At 40.6% G+C, this 17,203-nt stretch carries 12 protein-coding genes; 9 read left to right on the forward strand and 3 right to left on the reverse strand.

Annotated elements, in window-relative coordinates:
• Positions 1-44: 44 nt before the first annotated feature.
• Positions 45-1,280: a methyltransferase domain-containing protein gene (locus MWU82_RS12770; RefSeq protein ID WP_247096652.1), complete on the forward strand. Its 1,236-nt coding sequence runs from the start codon at positions 45-47 to the stop codon at positions 1,278-1,280.
• A 52-nt stretch (positions 1,281-1,332) separates the two neighbouring features.
• Here MWU82_RS12770 and MWU82_RS12775 read toward each other — a convergent pair whose 3' ends face one another.
• Both MWU82_RS12775 and MWU82_RS12780 read right to left on the reverse strand, forming a co-directional pair.
• On the reverse strand, positions 1,333-1,773 hold the full coding sequence (locus MWU82_RS12775) for a hypothetical protein (protein WP_247096654.1): 441 nt from the start codon (positions 1,771-1,773) through the stop codon (positions 1,333-1,335).
• Between the two features lie 99 nt (positions 1,774-1,872).
• Positions 1,873-3,684, reverse strand: a complete 1,812-nt coding sequence (locus MWU82_RS12780) for an acyl-CoA dehydrogenase (protein ID WP_247096655.1) — start codon at positions 3,682-3,684, stop codon at positions 1,873-1,875.
• Positions 3,685-3,884: 200 nt separating this feature from the next.
• Between MWU82_RS12780 and MWU82_RS12785 the strand changes: the two genes are divergently transcribed.
• From MWU82_RS12785 to MWU82_RS12795, 3 genes are all read left to right on the forward strand, one after another.
• Positions 3,885-4,751, forward strand: a complete 867-nt coding sequence (locus tag MWU82_RS12785) for a cation diffusion facilitator family transporter (protein WP_247096656.1) — start codon at positions 3,885-3,887, stop codon at positions 4,749-4,751.
• A 142-nt stretch (positions 4,752-4,893) separates the two neighbouring features.
• Positions 4,894-8,586 carry a phosphoribosylformylglycinamidine synthase gene (gene purL / locus MWU82_RS12790; protein ID WP_247096657.1) on the forward strand — a complete coding sequence of 1,231 codons (3,693 nt, stop codon included), beginning with the start codon at positions 4,894-4,896 and terminating at the stop codon, positions 8,584-8,586.
• On the forward strand, positions 8,583-9,035 hold the full coding sequence (locus tag MWU82_RS12795) for a GNAT family N-acetyltransferase (RefSeq protein WP_247096659.1): 453 nt from the start codon (positions 8,583-8,585) through the stop codon (positions 9,033-9,035). The genes purL and MWU82_RS12795 overlap by 4 nt, the downstream gene beginning before the upstream one ends.
• A 135-nt stretch (positions 9,036-9,170) precedes the next feature.
• Here the strand turns inward: MWU82_RS12795 and MWU82_RS12800 are convergent, their stop codons facing one another.
• Entirely contained in the window at positions 9,171-10,280 is a 1,110-nt protein-coding gene (locus MWU82_RS12800; RefSeq protein ID WP_215948046.1) for a hypothetical protein, read from the reverse strand.
• 486 nt (positions 10,281-10,766) lie between these two features.
• On the opposite strand from MWU82_RS12800, the gene MWU82_RS12805 reads away from it, so the two are divergent.
• The 5 genes from MWU82_RS12805 to MWU82_RS12825 all read left to right on the forward strand — a co-directional run bounded on the left by MWU82_RS12805 (position 10,767) and on the right by MWU82_RS12825 (position 17,179).
• On the forward strand, positions 10,767-12,539 hold the full coding sequence (locus tag MWU82_RS12805; protein ID WP_215948045.1) for an AMP-dependent synthetase/ligase: 1,773 nt from the start codon (positions 10,767-10,769) through the stop codon (positions 12,537-12,539).
• A gap of 136 nt (positions 12,540-12,675) precedes the next feature.
• Positions 12,676-13,107, forward strand: a complete 432-nt coding sequence (locus tag MWU82_RS12810; RefSeq protein ID WP_215948559.1) for a MarR family transcriptional regulator — start codon at positions 12,676-12,678, stop codon at positions 13,105-13,107.
• A gap of 34 nt (positions 13,108-13,141) precedes the next feature.
• The gene (locus MWU82_RS12815; protein WP_247096661.1) at positions 13,142-15,532 is read left to right on the forward strand and encodes a 3-hydroxyacyl-CoA dehydrogenase/enoyl-CoA hydratase family protein; all 2,391 of its coding nucleotides are present in this window, start codon (positions 13,142-13,144) and stop codon (positions 15,530-15,532) included.
• A gap of 35 nt (positions 15,533-15,567) precedes the next feature.
• Positions 15,568-15,948: a four helix bundle protein gene (locus MWU82_RS12820; RefSeq protein WP_247096663.1), complete on the forward strand. Its 381-nt coding sequence runs from the start codon at positions 15,568-15,570 to the stop codon at positions 15,946-15,948.
• Positions 15,949-15,985: 37 nt separating this feature from the next.
• Positions 15,986-17,179 (forward strand): acetyl-CoA C-acyltransferase, encoded by a 1,194-nt coding sequence (locus tag MWU82_RS12825; RefSeq protein WP_215948042.1) that lies wholly within the window; start codon positions 15,986-15,988, stop codon positions 17,177-17,179.
• Positions 17,180-17,203 lie beyond the last annotated feature (24 nt).

Raw genomic sequence — 17,203 nt, forward strand, 5'->3', positions numbered from 1 at the left:
GAATAGGTTCTAATACAATACCTTTGCAATCTTAATTTTTAAAAATGCGATTACATAGAAATCTAGTGTTTGCGGTTGTTGATGCGTTGAATTATATATTTAATGAAGGTGAATATGCAGATAAGGTAGTAGAAAAAGTATTAAAATATGACAAGCGATGGGGTGCCCGGGACAGAGGTTTTATTGCAGAAACCACCTATGAAATGGTACGCTGGAAGCGATTGTACGCGGAAATAGCCGAAGTAAAGGCCCCATATAGCAGACAAAACCTATTTAGAATGTTCGCTGTTTGGGCCGTTCTTAAAGGCATAAAACTACCGGACTGGAAACAAATAGAACCTACTCCGGAAAGAAGGATCAAGGGAAAATTCGACGAACTCTCGAAAATAAGAAAATACAGGGAGTCTGTACCGGATTGGATGGACGAGTTATGTGCAAAAGCTTTGGGCGAGGCCCTGTGGACCAAAGAAATTAAGGCCCTAAATGAGCAGGCTGAAGTAATTTTAAGGGTGAACACCTTAAAAACAACCAAGGATAATTTAAGCAGTGTTCTCCACGAAGCCGGAGTTGAAACGGAATCCATAAAAGGGTATCCCGATGCTTTAAGGCTAAAGGAACGTTCCAATGTGTTTATTACCGAAGCCTTTAAGAATGGTTGGTTCGAGGTTCAGGATGCCTCTTCCCAATTGGTAGCTCCATTTTTGGACGTTAAACCTGGTCAACGCGTAGTTGATACCTGCGCAGGAGCTGGGGGAAAAACACTTCATTTGGCAGCACTAATGGAAAATAAAGGTCAACTGATCGCATTGGATATTTATGGCAACAAACTAAAAGAATTAAAAAGAAGGGCAAAGCGCGATGGAGCCCACAATGTGGAGACCAGACCAATAGATACCACCAAGGTAATTAAAAAGCTATACGATACAGCAGATAGGGTACTAATAGATGCTCCCTGTACCGGATTGGGAGTCTTAAAAAGAAACCCCGATGCCAAGTGGAAATTACAACCCGATTTCTTGGAAAAAATAATGGTAACCCAACAACAAATCCTTCAGGATTACAGTAGAATAGTTAAACCCGGAGGGAAATTGGTCTATGCCACCTGTTCCATATTGCCACAAGAAAATATTCAGCAAGTAAAAAAATTCCTCGGCTCGGAGGCTGGTAAGGACTTTAGTCTTATCAAGGATAGTAATATTTACGCATGCAAAACTGGATTTGACGGATTCTACATGGCCCTTTTGGAAAAAAAACCTGCTTCGAAAATAAAAAATGATTAAAAAAAAAGAGGCTGTCCATGTTTATGGACAGCCTCTTTTTAAGTTCTGGTTCCTAAAGTCCTATTCTAACACTGGGTGCGCTTAGCCCAACTCCCGTGCGGATAGTTGTTCCACTGGAATAGCTTCTATAGCGATAGGGTTCGTTATGGTAATAGTAGAAACTGGCATGGGTATGGTAATGATCACTATGGTGGCAATGATTATCACAATGACTGCGGTGTTCCGCATAGGCATCCCGCTTACCTTTCATATACGCTTTGTAAGCCTTTTTATCCCTCTTTTTCAATTGTCTTTCATAATCCTCCTGTGATTCCCAGAATTCCTCCTCCTCTTCTTCTGCCAATTCCTGTGATTGCTCAAATTGCGCATCCTCCCTGGCTCTTTGCTCATAATAAGTAAGCTTTTCCTGTTCGGTGAATTCCTTTTCCTGGGCCATAGATCCTACAAAAGAAAAAAGTAAGATCGATAAACTTAAAAATTGTAATCTTTTCATAATTTGATTGTTTTATTTAAACCGTGATTTTTAACCCTGTTTGTATATAAAACAATCAAACTTAAATTTACCCTACTTCACTTCGCAAAAAATTAGTTTTTAAAAGACCTCTTTCTTGGATTTTATGGTCAGCACATCCGGATGCATCAACGATTCTGCCAAACTGCTAGTCTTTGTCAACTCATACTTGAAATAGAATTTCATGGTATGGATTTTACTGTCGTAGAATGCCTTGGAACGAGTTTGCTCCCCATCCTGTATATTTCGTTGTGCATGTAACGCAATATCGAGCCATAACCAGCCTATCACGACATGACTTAAAAATTCCATAAACAAATTGGCATCGGACAAATAGCGTTCGTAGTTCCCCTTTTTGGCAAAAGGCATTAAAAAATCCAAAACTTTCCTTGTCAACTTAATCTTATCGCCCAATATCTTGGCCGAAGAACGCAAGTCATCAAACTCCATTGCTGCGGTTATGGTATGCAATACTTCAGTTAACAATAATTCCAAAGCTTTGCCATGCTCCATAGGGACCTTACGCCCCAATAAATCTTGGGATTGTATACCCGTGGTACCCTCGTATATACTAAATATCCTAATATCTCGGTAGTATTGCTGAAGAATAAAATCGGAACAGAATCCATATCCGCCCAACACCTGCATACCATTGCTCACAGATATAGTACCCGCCTCTGTGGGATAGGTCTTTACAATAGGAATGATCATTTCCAATAATAGACCATACTTTTCCTTGGTTTCAGGATTTTTGGTGGATTGTATAATATCATAATACTTGGCAGCCAATAGCACCAAACTTAATGAACCCTCTGCAATCGCTTTTTGTAACAAAAGCATGCGCCTTACATCTGGATGCTCAATTATTAGGCAGGGTTTTTCATCGGGATCTTTTTTTCCGTCACTTGAAAGCTTTCGTCCCTGGGGTCGCTCATTGGCATACTCCAATGAGGCTTGGTAGGCCGCCATACTTATGGCGGCACCCCCACGCCCTACACTTATCCTAGCGCTGTTCATCATTAAGAACATATATTTAAGTCCCTTATGTGCCTCACCTACCAGCCAGCCTCGGCAATCGTCCTTGTCACCAAATCCTAGATGGGTCGTAGCATATCCCCGTTGACCCATTTTCTGAAAATCGGCCACGGTCATCACATCGTTATTTGTTAAACTTCCACCCTTATCCATCCTAAGCTTAGGCACCACAAATAAGGATATGCCCTTGGTTCCAGACGGGGCACCTTCTATTCTGGCCAACAATAGATGGACTACATTTTCAGCATATTGATGATCGCCACCCGATATAAATATTTTTTGTCCGGATATCTTATAATGTCCTTCCTGTGTAGGGGTTGCCTTGGTAGTTATATCCGATAAGGAACTACCTGCCTGGGGTTCTGTAAGGCACATGGTACCTCCCCATGCACCGGATAACATTTTTGGAACATAGGTTTTTTTGAGATCTTCATTGGCAAAATGAACAATCAGCTCCGCAGCCCCTTGGGTCAATCCAGCATACCCCGGCAAATGATTGTTGGCGGCCTCCTGAATATAGGCCGAAGCAGTATGGATTATAAATGGCAACTGCATTCCTCCGTCCCCATAATCAAAAGGACCGGAAATGATTCCCATTTCCCCACCCTTCTTCATCATTACATCAACCTGCTTATGCACCATAATGGTTCCATTTTTATACATGGCCGGCGTTTCATCCATCTCTTTGAAATAGGGAAATAATTCACGGTCGGAAAATTCCTTGATAGCATTTAAAAACATATCCAAGGAATCCTTGTCATAATCTTGAAACCGTTCTGCAGATAGCAAATTCTCTACCTCGTGTACCTGATATAACAAAAATTTTAATGTTGCGATATCTACATATTCCTTAGCCATGGTATTTATATATTTAGTGTTTATTGGTATTACCTTCCTAAGATACAATTTACTCTTCTAATAGAGGCCCCTAGTAAAAAAATGAAGTTATTCGAGAAATATGGGCGCTAAAAAAACTGGAATCTACTATTCTCCTTTCCCATCCCTAAAAGCAATCATAAGTTTCATACCTTTAATTTTTTATCGATTTTAAGAAAAGAATGAACAACGAGCAGTCGGCCATAAGGACCACTTATTTCAGTATAGCTGGAAATATTGTTTTGGCAGTAATTAAAGGTCTGGCAGGTTTTTTTGGCAATTCCTACGCTTTAATAGCCGATGCCATTGAATCCACAACCGATGTTTTTTCCTCCCTCTTGGTACTATTTGGACTTAAATATGCAAAAAGACCGGCAGACGAAAATCACCCCTACGGTCATGGCAAGATTGAACCCTTAATTACTTTTTTGGTAGTAGGGTTTTTAATTACCTCGGCTACGATTATAGCCTATGAAAGCATTATGAACATTATAACCCCTCACAAATCGCCCAAATCCTGGACACTATTGGTCCTTGGGGTCATTATTTTGTGGAAGGAAATTTCATATAGGGTGGTCTTAAAAAAAAGCATCCAAACCAACAGTTCTTCCCTTAAGGCAGATGCATGGCATCATAGAAGCGATGCCATCACCTCCATTATGGCATTCATAGGAATATCCATTGCCTTGATCCTTGGCAAAGGTTATGAAACGGCCGATGATTGGGCTGCCTTGGCGGCCTCATTTTTTATTTTCTATAATGGATATCTGATCTTTAGACCTGCCCTTGGGGAAATAATGGATGAACATTTATATGATGACCTCATAGATGAAATTCGTGAAGTTTCCTCAACCGTCGATGGTATATTGGGAACTGAAAAATGTTTTATCCGAAAGGCAGGTACAAAATATCATATCGACCTTCATGCCCAAGTAAACGGCAGTATTAGTGTAAAAGAAGGGCATGACCTGTCCCATAAGCTCAAGGACAGGCTCCGCAGGGATATTCCCAATATTGGGCATGTATTGATTCATATAGAACCAAAATAAATACCAGAGGAGGCTACGTTCTAAAATAGACCTCATACAGAAATTAACAATTGTTGTCCAAAACTGTTAACTATTCTAATGAAAAATTACACATTAAAACCGTAAATTTGCACCTTTCTCAACCTTACAATTTACATATTAGATGATTCATTTCTTCGGAGACCTTAGCACTAAGATATTTGCGGTACAAACCAAAAACGACCTGACCCAGGAAGATAGCGTAAAACTTACGTGGTTGTTTGGCAACCAACCTAAGTTAACCGCGGCGTCATTGGACGCCTTTTTTGTTGGCCCCAGGGCAGCCATGATTACCCCATGGAGCACTAATGCTACAGAGATAACCCAAAATATGGGGATCTCGGGTATTATTAGAATTGAGGAGTTTACTGCAGTAGACCAAGATGAAAAAGGGTTCGACCCTATGCTTTCCCAAAAATATAGTGGCCTTTCGCAAGATATTTTTAAGGTTGATGTAATGCCCGCCCCTATTCTGGAAATAGTAGATATTGCCCAATATAATGAACAGGAAGGATTGGCTCTTAGTGAGGAAGAAGTTGCCTATCTAGAGCAAGTCTCCGAAAAAATTGGCCGTAAACTCACAGATTCCGAGGTGTTTGGCTTTAGTCAAGTGAATTCTGAACATTGTAGGCATAAAATTTTTAATGGGACCTTTGTTATAGACGGAGTAGAAAAGCCGTCATCACTTTTTAAGCTTATCAAAAAAACATCGCAGGAACATCCTGGGGATATAGTCTCCGCTTATAAAGATAACGTGGCCTTTCTAAAAGGCCCCAAGGTGGTGCAATTTGCCCCCATAAGTGCTGACAAGCCAGATTTCTACCAAGAAAAACCTTTTGAATCGGTTATTTCCCTAAAGGCTGAAACCCATAACTTCCCAACCACTGTAGAACCTTTTAATGGGGCTGCCACAGGGGCTGGAGGTGAAATTAGGGACCGTTTGGCAGGAGGCAAAGGTTCTTTGCCTTTGGCAGGAACTGCGGTTTATATGACCGCCTATTCCCGCTTGGAAGAAAACAGACCTTGGGAAAAAGGAATGCCAGAAAGGAATTGGTTGTACCAGACCCCAATGGATATTTTAATAAAAGCATCCAATGGTGCTTCCGATTTTGGAAATAAATTTGGTCAACCTTTAATTGCTGGATCCGTACTTACTTTTGAACATGATGAGGCCACTGAACCATCAGCAACAGGACTGGACAGAAAATTAGGGTATGACAAAGTAATTATGCAGGCCGGGGGTATTGGTTATGGCAAGGCGGAACAGGCTTTAAAAGACATCCCTAAAACAGGTGATAAAATTGTAATCCTAGGAGGCGACAACTATCGCATTGGGATGGGTGGTGCGGCAGTATCCAGTGCAGATACGGGAGAATTTGGGGCTACTATAGAACTCAACGCCATCCAGCGTTCCAATCCCGAGATGCAAAAAAGGGCTGCGAATGCCATAAGAGGAATGGTAGAGAGCGACCATAACCCTATTGTTTCCATACACGATCACGGTGCAGGCGGACACTTAAATTGTCTCTCTGAACTGGTCGAGGAGACGGGAGGAAAAATAGATATGGACAAACTCCCCATCGGAGATCCTACCCTATCGGCAAAAGAAACTATCGGGAACGAATCCCAAGAGAGAATGGGACTGGTAATCGGGAAAAAGGATGTTGATATGTTGCACCGAATCGCGGATCGGGAACGTTCGCCCATGTATGAGGTTGGTGATGTTACAGGAGACAAGCGTTTTACCTTCAAATCGGCCACAACGGGAGAAAGTCCAATGGACTTGGAACTATCGGATATGTTTGGGAGCTCTCCCAAAACTGTAATGAACGATTCCACAATAACAAGAAAATATACGGCCCCGTCCTATTCCTTGGAACACTTCCACGATTATTTGGATCAAGTACTGCAATTGGAAGCTGTTGCCTCCAAAGACTGGCTTACTAACAAGGTAGACCGTTGTGTAGGTGGCAAGGTGGCCAAACAACAATGTGCAGGTCCTTTGCAGTTACCCTTGAACAATTGTGGTGTAATGGCGTTGGATTACAAAGGAAAGGAGGGAATAGCTACTTCTATAGGCCACTCCCCTATTTCTGGTTTAATAGACCCCTCAGCTGGAAGTAAAAACAGTATAGCAGAAGCATTGACCAATATTGTTTGGGCGCCTTTAAAAGACGGTTTGGACTCAGTTTCACTTTCCGCCAACTGGATGTGGCCCTGCAAAAATCCAGGGGAAGACGCAAGACTTTATGAGGCTGTGCAGGCCATTTCGGATTTTGCCATTGCATTGGGAATAAACGTCCCTACCGGTAAAGACTCCCTGTCCATGAAACAGCGCTACAAGGACGCAGAAGTTATAGCCCCGGGAACTGTTATCATTTCCGCTGCTGGAAACTGTACCGATATTACCAAGGTAATAGAACCCGTGTTACAAAAAAATGGTGGGGATATATATTACATCAATTTATCCCAGGACTCTTATAAATTAGGCGGATCCTCCTTTGCCCAAATTTTGAATACCATTGGTGACGAAGCGCCTACTATAAATAATACCGATAATTTTAAGAACGTATTCAATACGCTACAAGGTTTAATACTAAACGGACAAATTCTTGCCGGACACGATGTAGCTTCGGGCGGATTGATTACCACACTTTTGGAACTTTGCTTTGCCGACCTGGATTTGGGCGCCACATTGGATTTGACTGCCATAGGTGAATCCGATACCATTAAATTATTGTTTTCAGAAAATGCGGGAATCGTTTTTCAAGCTAAGGACAACACGGTAGAAAAGGTATTGGCCAATGCAGGAATTGAGTATTTCAAAATTGGATCGGTAAACACAACAGCTACCCTGACCATAAAAAATCAGGGTATGGAAATGGGACTAAATATTAATTCGTTGCGTGATACCTGGTTCAAAACGTCCTATTTATTGGACCGTAGGCAAACCGCCAACAACTTGGCCAAAGACCGCTATACCAATTACAAAAATCAGCCACTAACCTACTCCTTTCCAGCCCATTTTAATGGTAAGTTGCCAGCTAAGGCCAATGCACGTCCAAAAGCAGCCATCCTGCGTGAAAAAGGCAGTAACTCGGAACGCGAAATGGCCAATGCCATGTACTTGGCCGGTTTTGATGTTAAGGACGTTCATATGACCGACCTAATATCCGGAAGGGAAACCTTGGAAGATATCCAATTTATAGGTGCAGTAGGCGGGTTCTCAAACTCAGATGTACTGGGAAGTGCCAAAGGTTGGGCAGGAGCCTTTAAATACAACGAAAAGGCCAATACAGCATTAAAGAATTTCTTTGCCAGACCCGATACCCTTTCCATTGGTATTTGTAACGGTTGTCAACTATTTATGGAATTGGAATTGATTAATCCAGAGCACTCCGAACACGGTAAAATGACCTTTAATGATTCCCATAAACACGAAAGCGGATTTACTTCCGTGACAGTTCAAAAGAACAATTCCATTATGCTTTCAAGTTTGGAAGGAGCCAATTTGGGGGTTTGGATATCCCATGGTGAAGGAAAATTTAAATTACCGCTTACCAAGGATAATTACAATATAGTAGCCAATTATGGTTACGAAGGTTATCCGGCAAACCCTAATGGCAGTGATTTCAATACCGCAATGTTATGTGACACCTCTGGCCGACATCTAGTGACAATGCCCCATATAGAGCGTTCCATTTTCCAGTGGAACTGGGCACATTATCCTGCAGGCAGAAAAGATGAGGTTTCACCATGGTTGGAGGCATTTGTAAATGCCAGAAAATGGTTGGAAGTGCATAATGGACAGTCATGACCTTTAGAAGAGCTACCAAGGAAGACCTGCCGGCAATAATAGAAATGATCGCCAATGATGCCTTAGGCCAATTGCGGGAGAGGTATGAGGACCCGCTTCCCAAAGAGTATTATAGCGCGTTTGAAAGAATTGATAGGGACAATAACCAAGAACTGATTGTTATGGAGAATTCCGAAGGCGAAGTTGTGGCTTCTTTTCAATTGAGTTTTCTCCAATACCTAACCTATGTAGGCGGCATCCGTTGCCTTGTAGAAAATGTCCATGTAAGGGAAGATCAAACGGGTAAGGGAATTGGCAAACGAATGTTTCAATGGATTATAGTGAGGGCAAAAGAGAAAGGAGTTCATTTGATACAGCTAACCTCCAACAAATTACGGCCCAATGCTATTCGATTTTATGAAGGCATCGGGTTCAAAGCTACCCATGAAGGATTTAAACTACATCTGTAATTCCACAAACAAAAATCCCTTGGAAAGAAGTTGGATAAAATTGCCTTTTTTGCAATTTTGACCTTAACTACCTTGCAAGGGATCTACTATTAATAAGACATCCGTTACACCGCTAAGCGATGATCTTACATCTCTTTATTTTTTGGAATAATCCGCATGAATTGCCTTATCGAAAGCTTCCCAATGTTCGGGTTTCATTCTTTCTGGTGTAAAAAGACAGATTCCAGCAGCACCGTTTTCCATTGAAGTTCTAATTGCCGTCTCAATTTCAGATGGCAATAACCCGTGATTTTCAGGGTCATTTTCCTTTGTTTTGTTCTCCGGGTTTGGACATATAAAAAGTCCACTGAAAATAGGCTTTTCACCATTAACGGATGCCACTTCCTCCTTGGTTATTTCCCCAACCCATTCCGGACTCTTCAAATAAAAATCGTTATAATTCATAGGATAAAAGGCATCCAAGTCCCATTTGTTCCATTCCTGTCTAACCATTTTCATTGCGTTGCTAGGACCCGGAAAAACCGCAGCATTTATCTTTTTACCCTTTTCATGGACTACCTTGGCCAAACGATTTACGATACTGGTTATTAAATCATACCTAAATTGCTTCCATTCCTGCACTTGTGATGGATCTTCAACCTCCTTTATATCTATTCCGGATTTCTCTTTAAAATCGCCTACACATTTGTCACAATAGCAGTAATCGGCCACAGGATACTCCTCGTTCATCACAAGTCCATATTTATCCCAAAGGCCTTCCGCCAATATTACATCCGGAAAACGGATATAGTCCAAATGTATCCCATCTACTTCTTCTACCGCGGCAATATTTCCATATAATTCCGACAAAAAGTTAAACGAACCCTCTTTATTGGGGCACAGAAATTTATAATATGAAACGTAGGCTGGTTTATCAAAAGCTGAATCTCCATTTCTATTTATTGCATATAGTTCCTTGGGTAATTTAGGATTATCACCTTGTACCATGGTAGGTACCCACGTATGGAATTCCATTCCTGCATCCTTTACCAATTTACCTACCCGCTTATAGGTTTCCGGATCATGTCCACCGTTGTACATTAGCCCATCTATCCCCTTTTCCTTATAATTCTTAAAGGTTGCCATTAATTCTTGATCTGTGGCCTCCCCTGGACCACCGGTCCACGCATATACAGGAATTTTGGATTTTTCGGCGCAGGAAATCATGGTAAAAATAACTACTGCCGTTACAAAAAGCTTTTTCATTGGTTTAGTTTATTTATTAATAATAATTACATAAAAGTCACATATACGCTTCAGATATCATCAAAAAAAATGTTGAACCGTTTATTTAGCAATATGATGCATTAAAGATTGAACTTAATCATTTTGTAGCTTCCCAGCTATAAATCTTAGCTAAGTAACCTCGGAATTAATACAAACAACATTATTATGCCTCAGAATTAATTCTACTTGGGGATACACTAATAAGGGCAAATCTTTACCAATATTCTTGAAATCTTATTCCAAAATGATCAAAAATCAGGTCTAATTCAAGACTCTTAAGGATGAAAAACACTAATTTAAAATATCCCGATTACAACTCCCCAGTCCATATAAACAAAGCCAAAGAGATACAAATTATAGGAGATAAAATGAAGACTCCATAATTTTTTTACATTTTTTATACGAATGTGATTTTAAAATACCGTTCCCTTTTCTTAATTTGCGATTACGAACAGCAAATTAAATATGCAAGAAATCACCCGCCTTTTTGATTTTCCTTACTATCAATTAGAGAAATTCAATTTAAAAAAATCACTGGTTACAAAGTATAATGGAGAATGGGTATCAACATCTACCCAAGAATATATAGACAAGGCAAATGCTATCAGCAGGGCTTTGTTGCGATTAGGGGTAAAACCCAATGATAAAATTGCCCTTATTTCCATGACCAACAGAACGGAATGGAATATAATGGATATTGGAATACTACAGTTAGGCGCCCAAAATGTGCCTATCTACCCTACTATATCGGAAGAAGATTACGAATATGTGCTAAACCATTCAGAAGCCAAATATGTTTTTGTTTCCTGTACGGAAGTTTATAACAAGGTTAATGCCGTAAAAGCGAATACACCACATTTAAAGGATGTATACTCTTTTGATGTACTTGATAACTGCAAAAATTGGAGCGAAATCTTGGAATTGGGTGCGGATACCTCCAACCAAAATGAGGTTGAAAAACTCAAAGATAAGGTTAAGCCAGATGATTTGGCCACCTTGATTTATACCTCAGGGACCACTGGCCGACCAAAAGGAGTGATGCTCACCCACAACAATGTGGTGTGCAATGCCATAGAAAGTTCTAAGCGCTTGCCGATAGATTATGGCAATACCACATGTTTAAGCTTTTTGCCCGTCTGCCATATCTACGAAAGAATGATGGTTTATCTGTATCAATACGCTGGGGTCACCATTTATTTTGCCGAGTCTATGGACAAAATAAGCGAAAATCTAAAGGAGTGCGCTCCCCATGTAATGACTGCGGTTCCACGATTATTGGAAAAAGTATACGATAAAATCATCGCCAAGGGAACGGCACTTACCGGTATTAAAAGAAAATTATTCTTCTGGGCCGTTGAGGTCGGATTAAAATATGAACCATACGGCCAAAACGGTTGGTGGTACGAACAAAAATTGGCACTTGCCAGAAAATTAATTTTCAGCAAGTGGAAGGAGGGCCTTGGAGGTAATCTTTCCTTAATATCTTCAGGTAGCGCTGCATTACAACCTAGGTTGGCACGTATTTTCAATGCTGCTGAATTTGGGGTCATGGAGGGTTATGGCCTTACGGAAACCTCCCCTGTAGTTTCCGTGAACGATATGAGGGATGGCGGATTTAAAATAGGGACCGTTGGAAAATTATTGGCTAATACAGAGGTGAAAATTGCAGAAGACGGTGAAATATGCGTTAAAGGGCCACAAGTAATGTTAGGTTATTACAAGGATGCTGAAAAAACAGCTGAGGTCATAAAGGATGGATATTTTCATACCGGGGATATAGGTGAAATTGATGCCGATGGATTTCTCAAGATCACAGATAGAAAGAAAGAGATGTTCAAAACATCCGGAGGTAAATATGTTGCTCCCCAATTATTGGAGAACAGGTTTAAGCAATCCAGATTTATAGAGCAAATAATGGTTATAGGTGAAGGTGAAAAAATGCCAGCGGCCTTGATACAACCAGATTTTGAATTTCTACGCGATTGGGCAAAAATGCACGATATGGAGGTTAGCGACAATAAAAAAATGGTCCTGAATGAAAAAGTAATTGCAAGGTTCCAAGAAGAAGTGGATGCTGCCAATGAAAGTTTTGCCAAATGGGAAAAAGTAAAACAATTTAGACTAACGCCAGATGTTTGGAGTATAGAGGAAGGGCACCTTACGCCTACCATGAAATTAAAACGAAAAATTGTCAAGGAAAAATATTTGGACCTATACAATGACATTTACGAGCATTAGTGGATTATCCAATACTAAATTTAAAACAGCTTCTGTAACAAGAAGCTGTTTTATTTTATAGGCCTCTTATTTTTTTTAAAATATATTATGCATGCATAATATATTTTTATATCTTTGGAAGAACCAACAAAACAACATGCAAGACATAACGATAGATTACGCGCTCCGAGCAACTTGGCAAGCGGTAACAAAGATGTATAATGAGGAGGCGCGGAAATTCAATAGTACAATGGCCGTAGGTTTTACATTACTGAGTATAGACCCCAAAACCGGCACTCCTTCGACAGCCCTTGGCCCAAAAATGGGTATGGAAGCCACGAGTCTATCGCGAATATTGAAAAGTATGGAGGAAAAGGGACTTATAGAACGTAGGCCCAACCCCAATGATGGTAGGGGTGTACTAATACACCTCACTGCTTTTGGTCTGGAAAAGAGGAAGGATTCAAAAGATGTTGTACTTCGTTTTAACGATGTGGTGAAGGCGCATGTACCCTCGGAGAAATTAAATACCTTTTTTGAGGTAACGGAGGTCATCAACAAATTAATTGCGGAAAAGAAAATTTATTAAAAAAGTTAAAAAACTAGTTAACACCTTTTTATTGATGAACAAACACATTAAAAAAGTAGCAGTTATTGGTTCAGGTATTATGGGAAGCGGCATAGCCTGCCATTTTGCCAATATAGGAGTGGAAGTATTGCTTTTGGATATTATACCACGTGAACTTAATGATAAAGAAAAAGCAAATGGCCTTACCCTAGAGGATAAGGTTGTTAGAAATAGATTGGTAAACGATTCCTTGGCCGCTGCATTAAAATCCAAGCCCTCCCCTATTTATCACCAAAATTTTGCCCAAAGAATCTCCACGGGGAATCTTGAGGACGACATTTCCAAAGTTGGACAGGTAGATTGGATCATTGAAGTGGTAGTAGAACGTCTGGACATCAAAAAAATAGTATTTGAAAAACTGGACAAGCATAGAAAACCAGGCACTTTAATTACTTCCAACACCTCGGGCATACCCATAAAATTTATGAGTGAGGGAAGAAGTGAAGATTTTCAAAAACATTTCTGCGGAACCCATTTTTTTAATCCGGCCAGATACTTAAAACTTTTTGAAATAATTCCTGGACCAAAAACTTCTACCGAAGTATTGGACTTCTTAAATGGCTATGGGGAGCAGTTTTTAGGCAAGACCTCAGTGATAGCCAAAGACACTCCAGCTTTTATAGGGAATAGAATAGGGACCTTTAGCATTATGAGTTTGTTCCATGCTGTAAAGGAAATGGACCTTACCGTTGAGGAAATAGACAAACTTTCAGGACCGGTAATAGGCAGGCCAAAATCGGCCACCTTCCGCACAGTAGACGTTGTTGGCTTGGACACTTTAGTGCATGTAGCCAATGGTATTGCCGAAAACTGTAAGGATGATGAAAGACGGGAGCAATTTACACTTCCGGATTTTATCGGAAAAATGATGGAAAACAAATGGTTCGGAAGTAAAACAGGGCAAGGTTTTTACAAAAAGGAAGGTCGGGAGATATTGGCCCTAGACCTTAACACCATGGAATACCGACCCAGCAAAAAGGCTAGTTTTGCCACTCTTGAACTCACCAAATCTATAGAAAATGTAATCGACCGATTTAAGGTCTTGGTAACCGGAAAGGACAAAGCAGGAGCCTTTTACAGAAAAAGTTTTTCTTCATTATTTGAATATGCGTCCAATAGGATTCCCGAAATAACAGGAGAATTATATAAGATAGATGACGCCATGAAAGCAGGTTTTGCCTGGGGACATGGTCCCTTTCAAATTTGGGATGCCATAGGTGTTGAAAAAGGAATTGAAATAATGAAGGCCGAAGGCTTTCAACCGGCAGCCTGGGTTACGGAAATGATATCCTCTGGAAATAAGTCGTTCTATACTATTAAAGACGGGGCTACTTATTATTACGACATCCCTAAAAAGTCGATGGAGAAAATACCAGGTCAGGATTCCTTTATCATTTTGGACAATATTAGAAAATCCAATGAGGTATGGAAAAACTCCGGTGTTGTTATTGAAGATTTGGGCGATGGCATTTTGAATGTGGAATTCCAGTCCAAAATGAACACCATTGGTGGCGATGTTTTGGCCGGACTGAACAAGGCCATCGATTTGGCCGAAAAAGACTTTCAAAGTCTGGTGGTGGGCAACCAAGCCCCTAACTTCTCTGTTGGCGCCAATATTGGAATGATATTTATGATGGCCGTAGAACAGGAATACGATGAGCTTAATATAGCCATAAAGATGTTTCAGGATACCATGATGCGCATGCGTTATTCGGCCATTCCTACAGTTTCGGCCCCACACGGGTTGACCTTGGGCGGAGGTTGCGAGTTGTCTTTACATGCCGATAAGGTTGTTGCCGCAGCTGAAACCTACATGGGACTGGTAGAATTCGGAGTTGGGGTTATACCAGGAGGTGGCGGTTCCAAGGAAATGGCCTTAAGAGCGTCGGATACCTTTAAAAAAAATGATGTAGAGCTCAATGTACTTCAAGAGTATTTCCTCACCATTGGAATGGCAAAAGTTTCAACATCTGCTTACGAGGCCTTTGATATGGGAGTACTTGAAAAAGGGAAAGATATAGTCGTCGTAAACAAAGACCGACAAATTGCAACGGCAAAAGCCTACGCCAAACTTATGGCAGAACAGGGCTACACCCAACCTCCCAAGAGAAAAGACGTTAAGGTGCTTGGAAAACAAGCCCTTGGAATGTTTTTGGTAGGAACGGATGCCATGGAAGACAGCAATTATATAAGTGAACACGACCATAAGATTGCCAACAAATTAGCCTATGTAATGGCCGGGGGAGACTTGTCGGAGCCAACTATGGTTACAGAGCAATATCTTTTGGATCTGGAACGGGAAGCTTTCCTATCCCTATGTACGGAACGAAAAACCTTGGAACGCATACAACATATGTTAAAGACAGGGAAACCGTTGCGGAATTAAGGTAATAGACGACTAGACCCTAGAGACTAGACCAAATGGGACGACATAATTTTAAGAAATTGAAAATATGGCAAGAGGGAATGAATCTTGTAAGTGAAAACTATAAACTGACAAAAACATATCCAGATTTTGAAAGGTTTAATTTAATCAGTCAAATGAACAGATGTGCAGTCTCCATTCCATCAAATATATCTGAATGTTCAAGTAAAAGTACAAATAGGCATTTTATAAAATATTTAGAGAATAGTCTGGGGTCAGCTTTTGAATGGGAAACTCAATTAATTGTTTCTCATAATGAAAATTATTTAGACAAAGAAAAGTTCGAAGAACTTGAAAATAAAATTTTACAAATTCAAAAAATGATTGCCTCCTTTACAGATAATCTAGGCAATCAAAGCCTAGACTCTAGTATCTAGCAGTCTAAACTCTCATTATCAAAACAAAAATAGAAATATGAACAAACAAGCCTTTATAGTAAAAGCATATAGGACTGCAGTAGGAAAAGCTCCAAAAGGTGTTTTCCGTTTTAAAAGAACGGATGAGTTGGCTGCCGAAACCATAGCGTATATGATGAATGAGTTGCCGCAATTGGATAAAAAACGCATTGATGACGTTATTGTTGGAAATGCAATGCCCGAAGGTTCCCAAGGTCTTAACATGGCTCGATTAATATCCTTAATGGGGCTTAATATTGTTGATGTACCAGGGGTTACTGTAAATAGATTTTGCTCCTCTGGAATAGAAACTATCGGTATTGCCACCGCAAAAATCCAAGCAGGTATGGCCGACTGTATCATTGCTGGTGGTGCAGAAAGCATGAGTGCGGTTCCCATGACCGGATATAAAACAGAACTCAACTACGACTTGGCAAAGGCAGGACACGAAGATTATTACTGGGGTATGGGAAATACTGCGGAAGCGGTGGCCAAACAATTCAATGTATCCCGTGAGGACCAGGACGAGTTTGCCTATAATTCACATATGAAAGCGCTTAAGGCGCAGGCAGAGGATCGTTTTCAAAGTCAGATCGTACCCATTGAAGTGGAACAGATCTACGTTGATGATAATGGAAAGAAAGCTACTAAAAAATACACGGTAACCAAAGATGAGGGACCACGAAAAGGAACCAGCAAGGAAGCCTTGGCAGGACTTCGACCTGTTTTTGCTGCAGGGGGAAGTGTTACTGCTGGGAATTCCTCACAGATGAGCGACGGAGCTGCTTTTGTATTGGTCATGAGCGAGGATATGGTAAAAGAGTTAAAATTGGAACCTATTGCCAGATTGGTCAACTATGCCGCTGCCGGAGTTGAACCAAGAATCATGGGAATTGGCCCTGTAAAAGCAATTCCAAAGGCGCTAAAACAAGCTGGTCTTAAACAGAACGATATTGAATTGATCGAATTGAACGAAGCTTTCGCCTCACAGTCGTTGGCTGTAATCCGGGAACTTGGATTAAACAATGATATAGTCAATGTAAATGGGGGTGCAATTGCTCTTGGCCACCCATTGGGCTGTACCGGAGCCAAGTTGTCCGTTCAACTTTTTGATGAGATGAGAAAGAGAGATATGAAAGGTAAATATGGCATGGTGACCATGTGCGTAGGTACTGGTCAGGGTGCAGCTGGGATTTATGAATTTTTAAATTAAAAATACAGGACATATATATGAAGG

It is taken from the genome of Arenibacter sp. S6351L (assembly GCF_023016025.1).
GTDB lineage: Bacteria > Bacteroidota > Bacteroidia > Flavobacteriales > Flavobacteriaceae > Arenibacter > Arenibacter algicola_B.

Excerpts from the sequence above, each read along its gene's own strand:
- MWU82_RS12770 (WP_247096652.1), top strand. The coding sequence starts at position 45 with ATGCGATTACATAGAAATCTAGTGTTTGCGGTTGTTGATGCGTTGAAT.
- MWU82_RS12775 (WP_247096654.1), bottom strand. The coding sequence starts at position 1,773 with ATGAAAAGATTACAATTTTTAAGTTTATCGATCTTACTTTTTTCTTTT.
- MWU82_RS12780 (WP_247096655.1), bottom strand. The coding sequence starts at position 3,684 with ATGGCTAAGGAATATGTAGATATCGCAACATTAAAATTTTTGTTATAT.
- MWU82_RS12785 (WP_247096656.1), top strand. The coding sequence starts at position 3,885 with ATGAACAACGAGCAGTCGGCCATAAGGACCACTTATTTCAGTATAGCT.
- purL (WP_247096657.1), top strand. The coding sequence starts at position 4,894 with ATGATTCATTTCTTCGGAGACCTTAGCACTAAGATATTTGCGGTACAA.
- MWU82_RS12795 (WP_247096659.1), top strand. The coding sequence starts at position 8,583 with ATGACCTTTAGAAGAGCTACCAAGGAAGACCTGCCGGCAATAATAGAA.
- MWU82_RS12800 (WP_215948046.1), bottom strand. The coding sequence starts at position 10,280 with ATGAAAAAGCTTTTTGTAACGGCAGTAGTTATTTTTACCATGATTTCC.
- MWU82_RS12805 (WP_215948045.1), top strand. The coding sequence starts at position 10,767 with ATGCAAGAAATCACCCGCCTTTTTGATTTTCCTTACTATCAATTAGAG.
- MWU82_RS12810 (WP_215948559.1), top strand. The coding sequence starts at position 12,676 with ATGCAAGACATAACGATAGATTACGCGCTCCGAGCAACTTGGCAAGCG.
- MWU82_RS12815 (WP_247096661.1), top strand. The coding sequence starts at position 13,142 with ATGAACAAACACATTAAAAAAGTAGCAGTTATTGGTTCAGGTATTATG.
- MWU82_RS12820 (WP_247096663.1), top strand. The coding sequence starts at position 15,568 with ATGGGACGACATAATTTTAAGAAATTGAAAATATGGCAAGAGGGAATG.
- MWU82_RS12825 (WP_215948042.1), top strand. The coding sequence starts at position 15,986 with ATGAACAAACAAGCCTTTATAGTAAAAGCATATAGGACTGCAGTAGGA.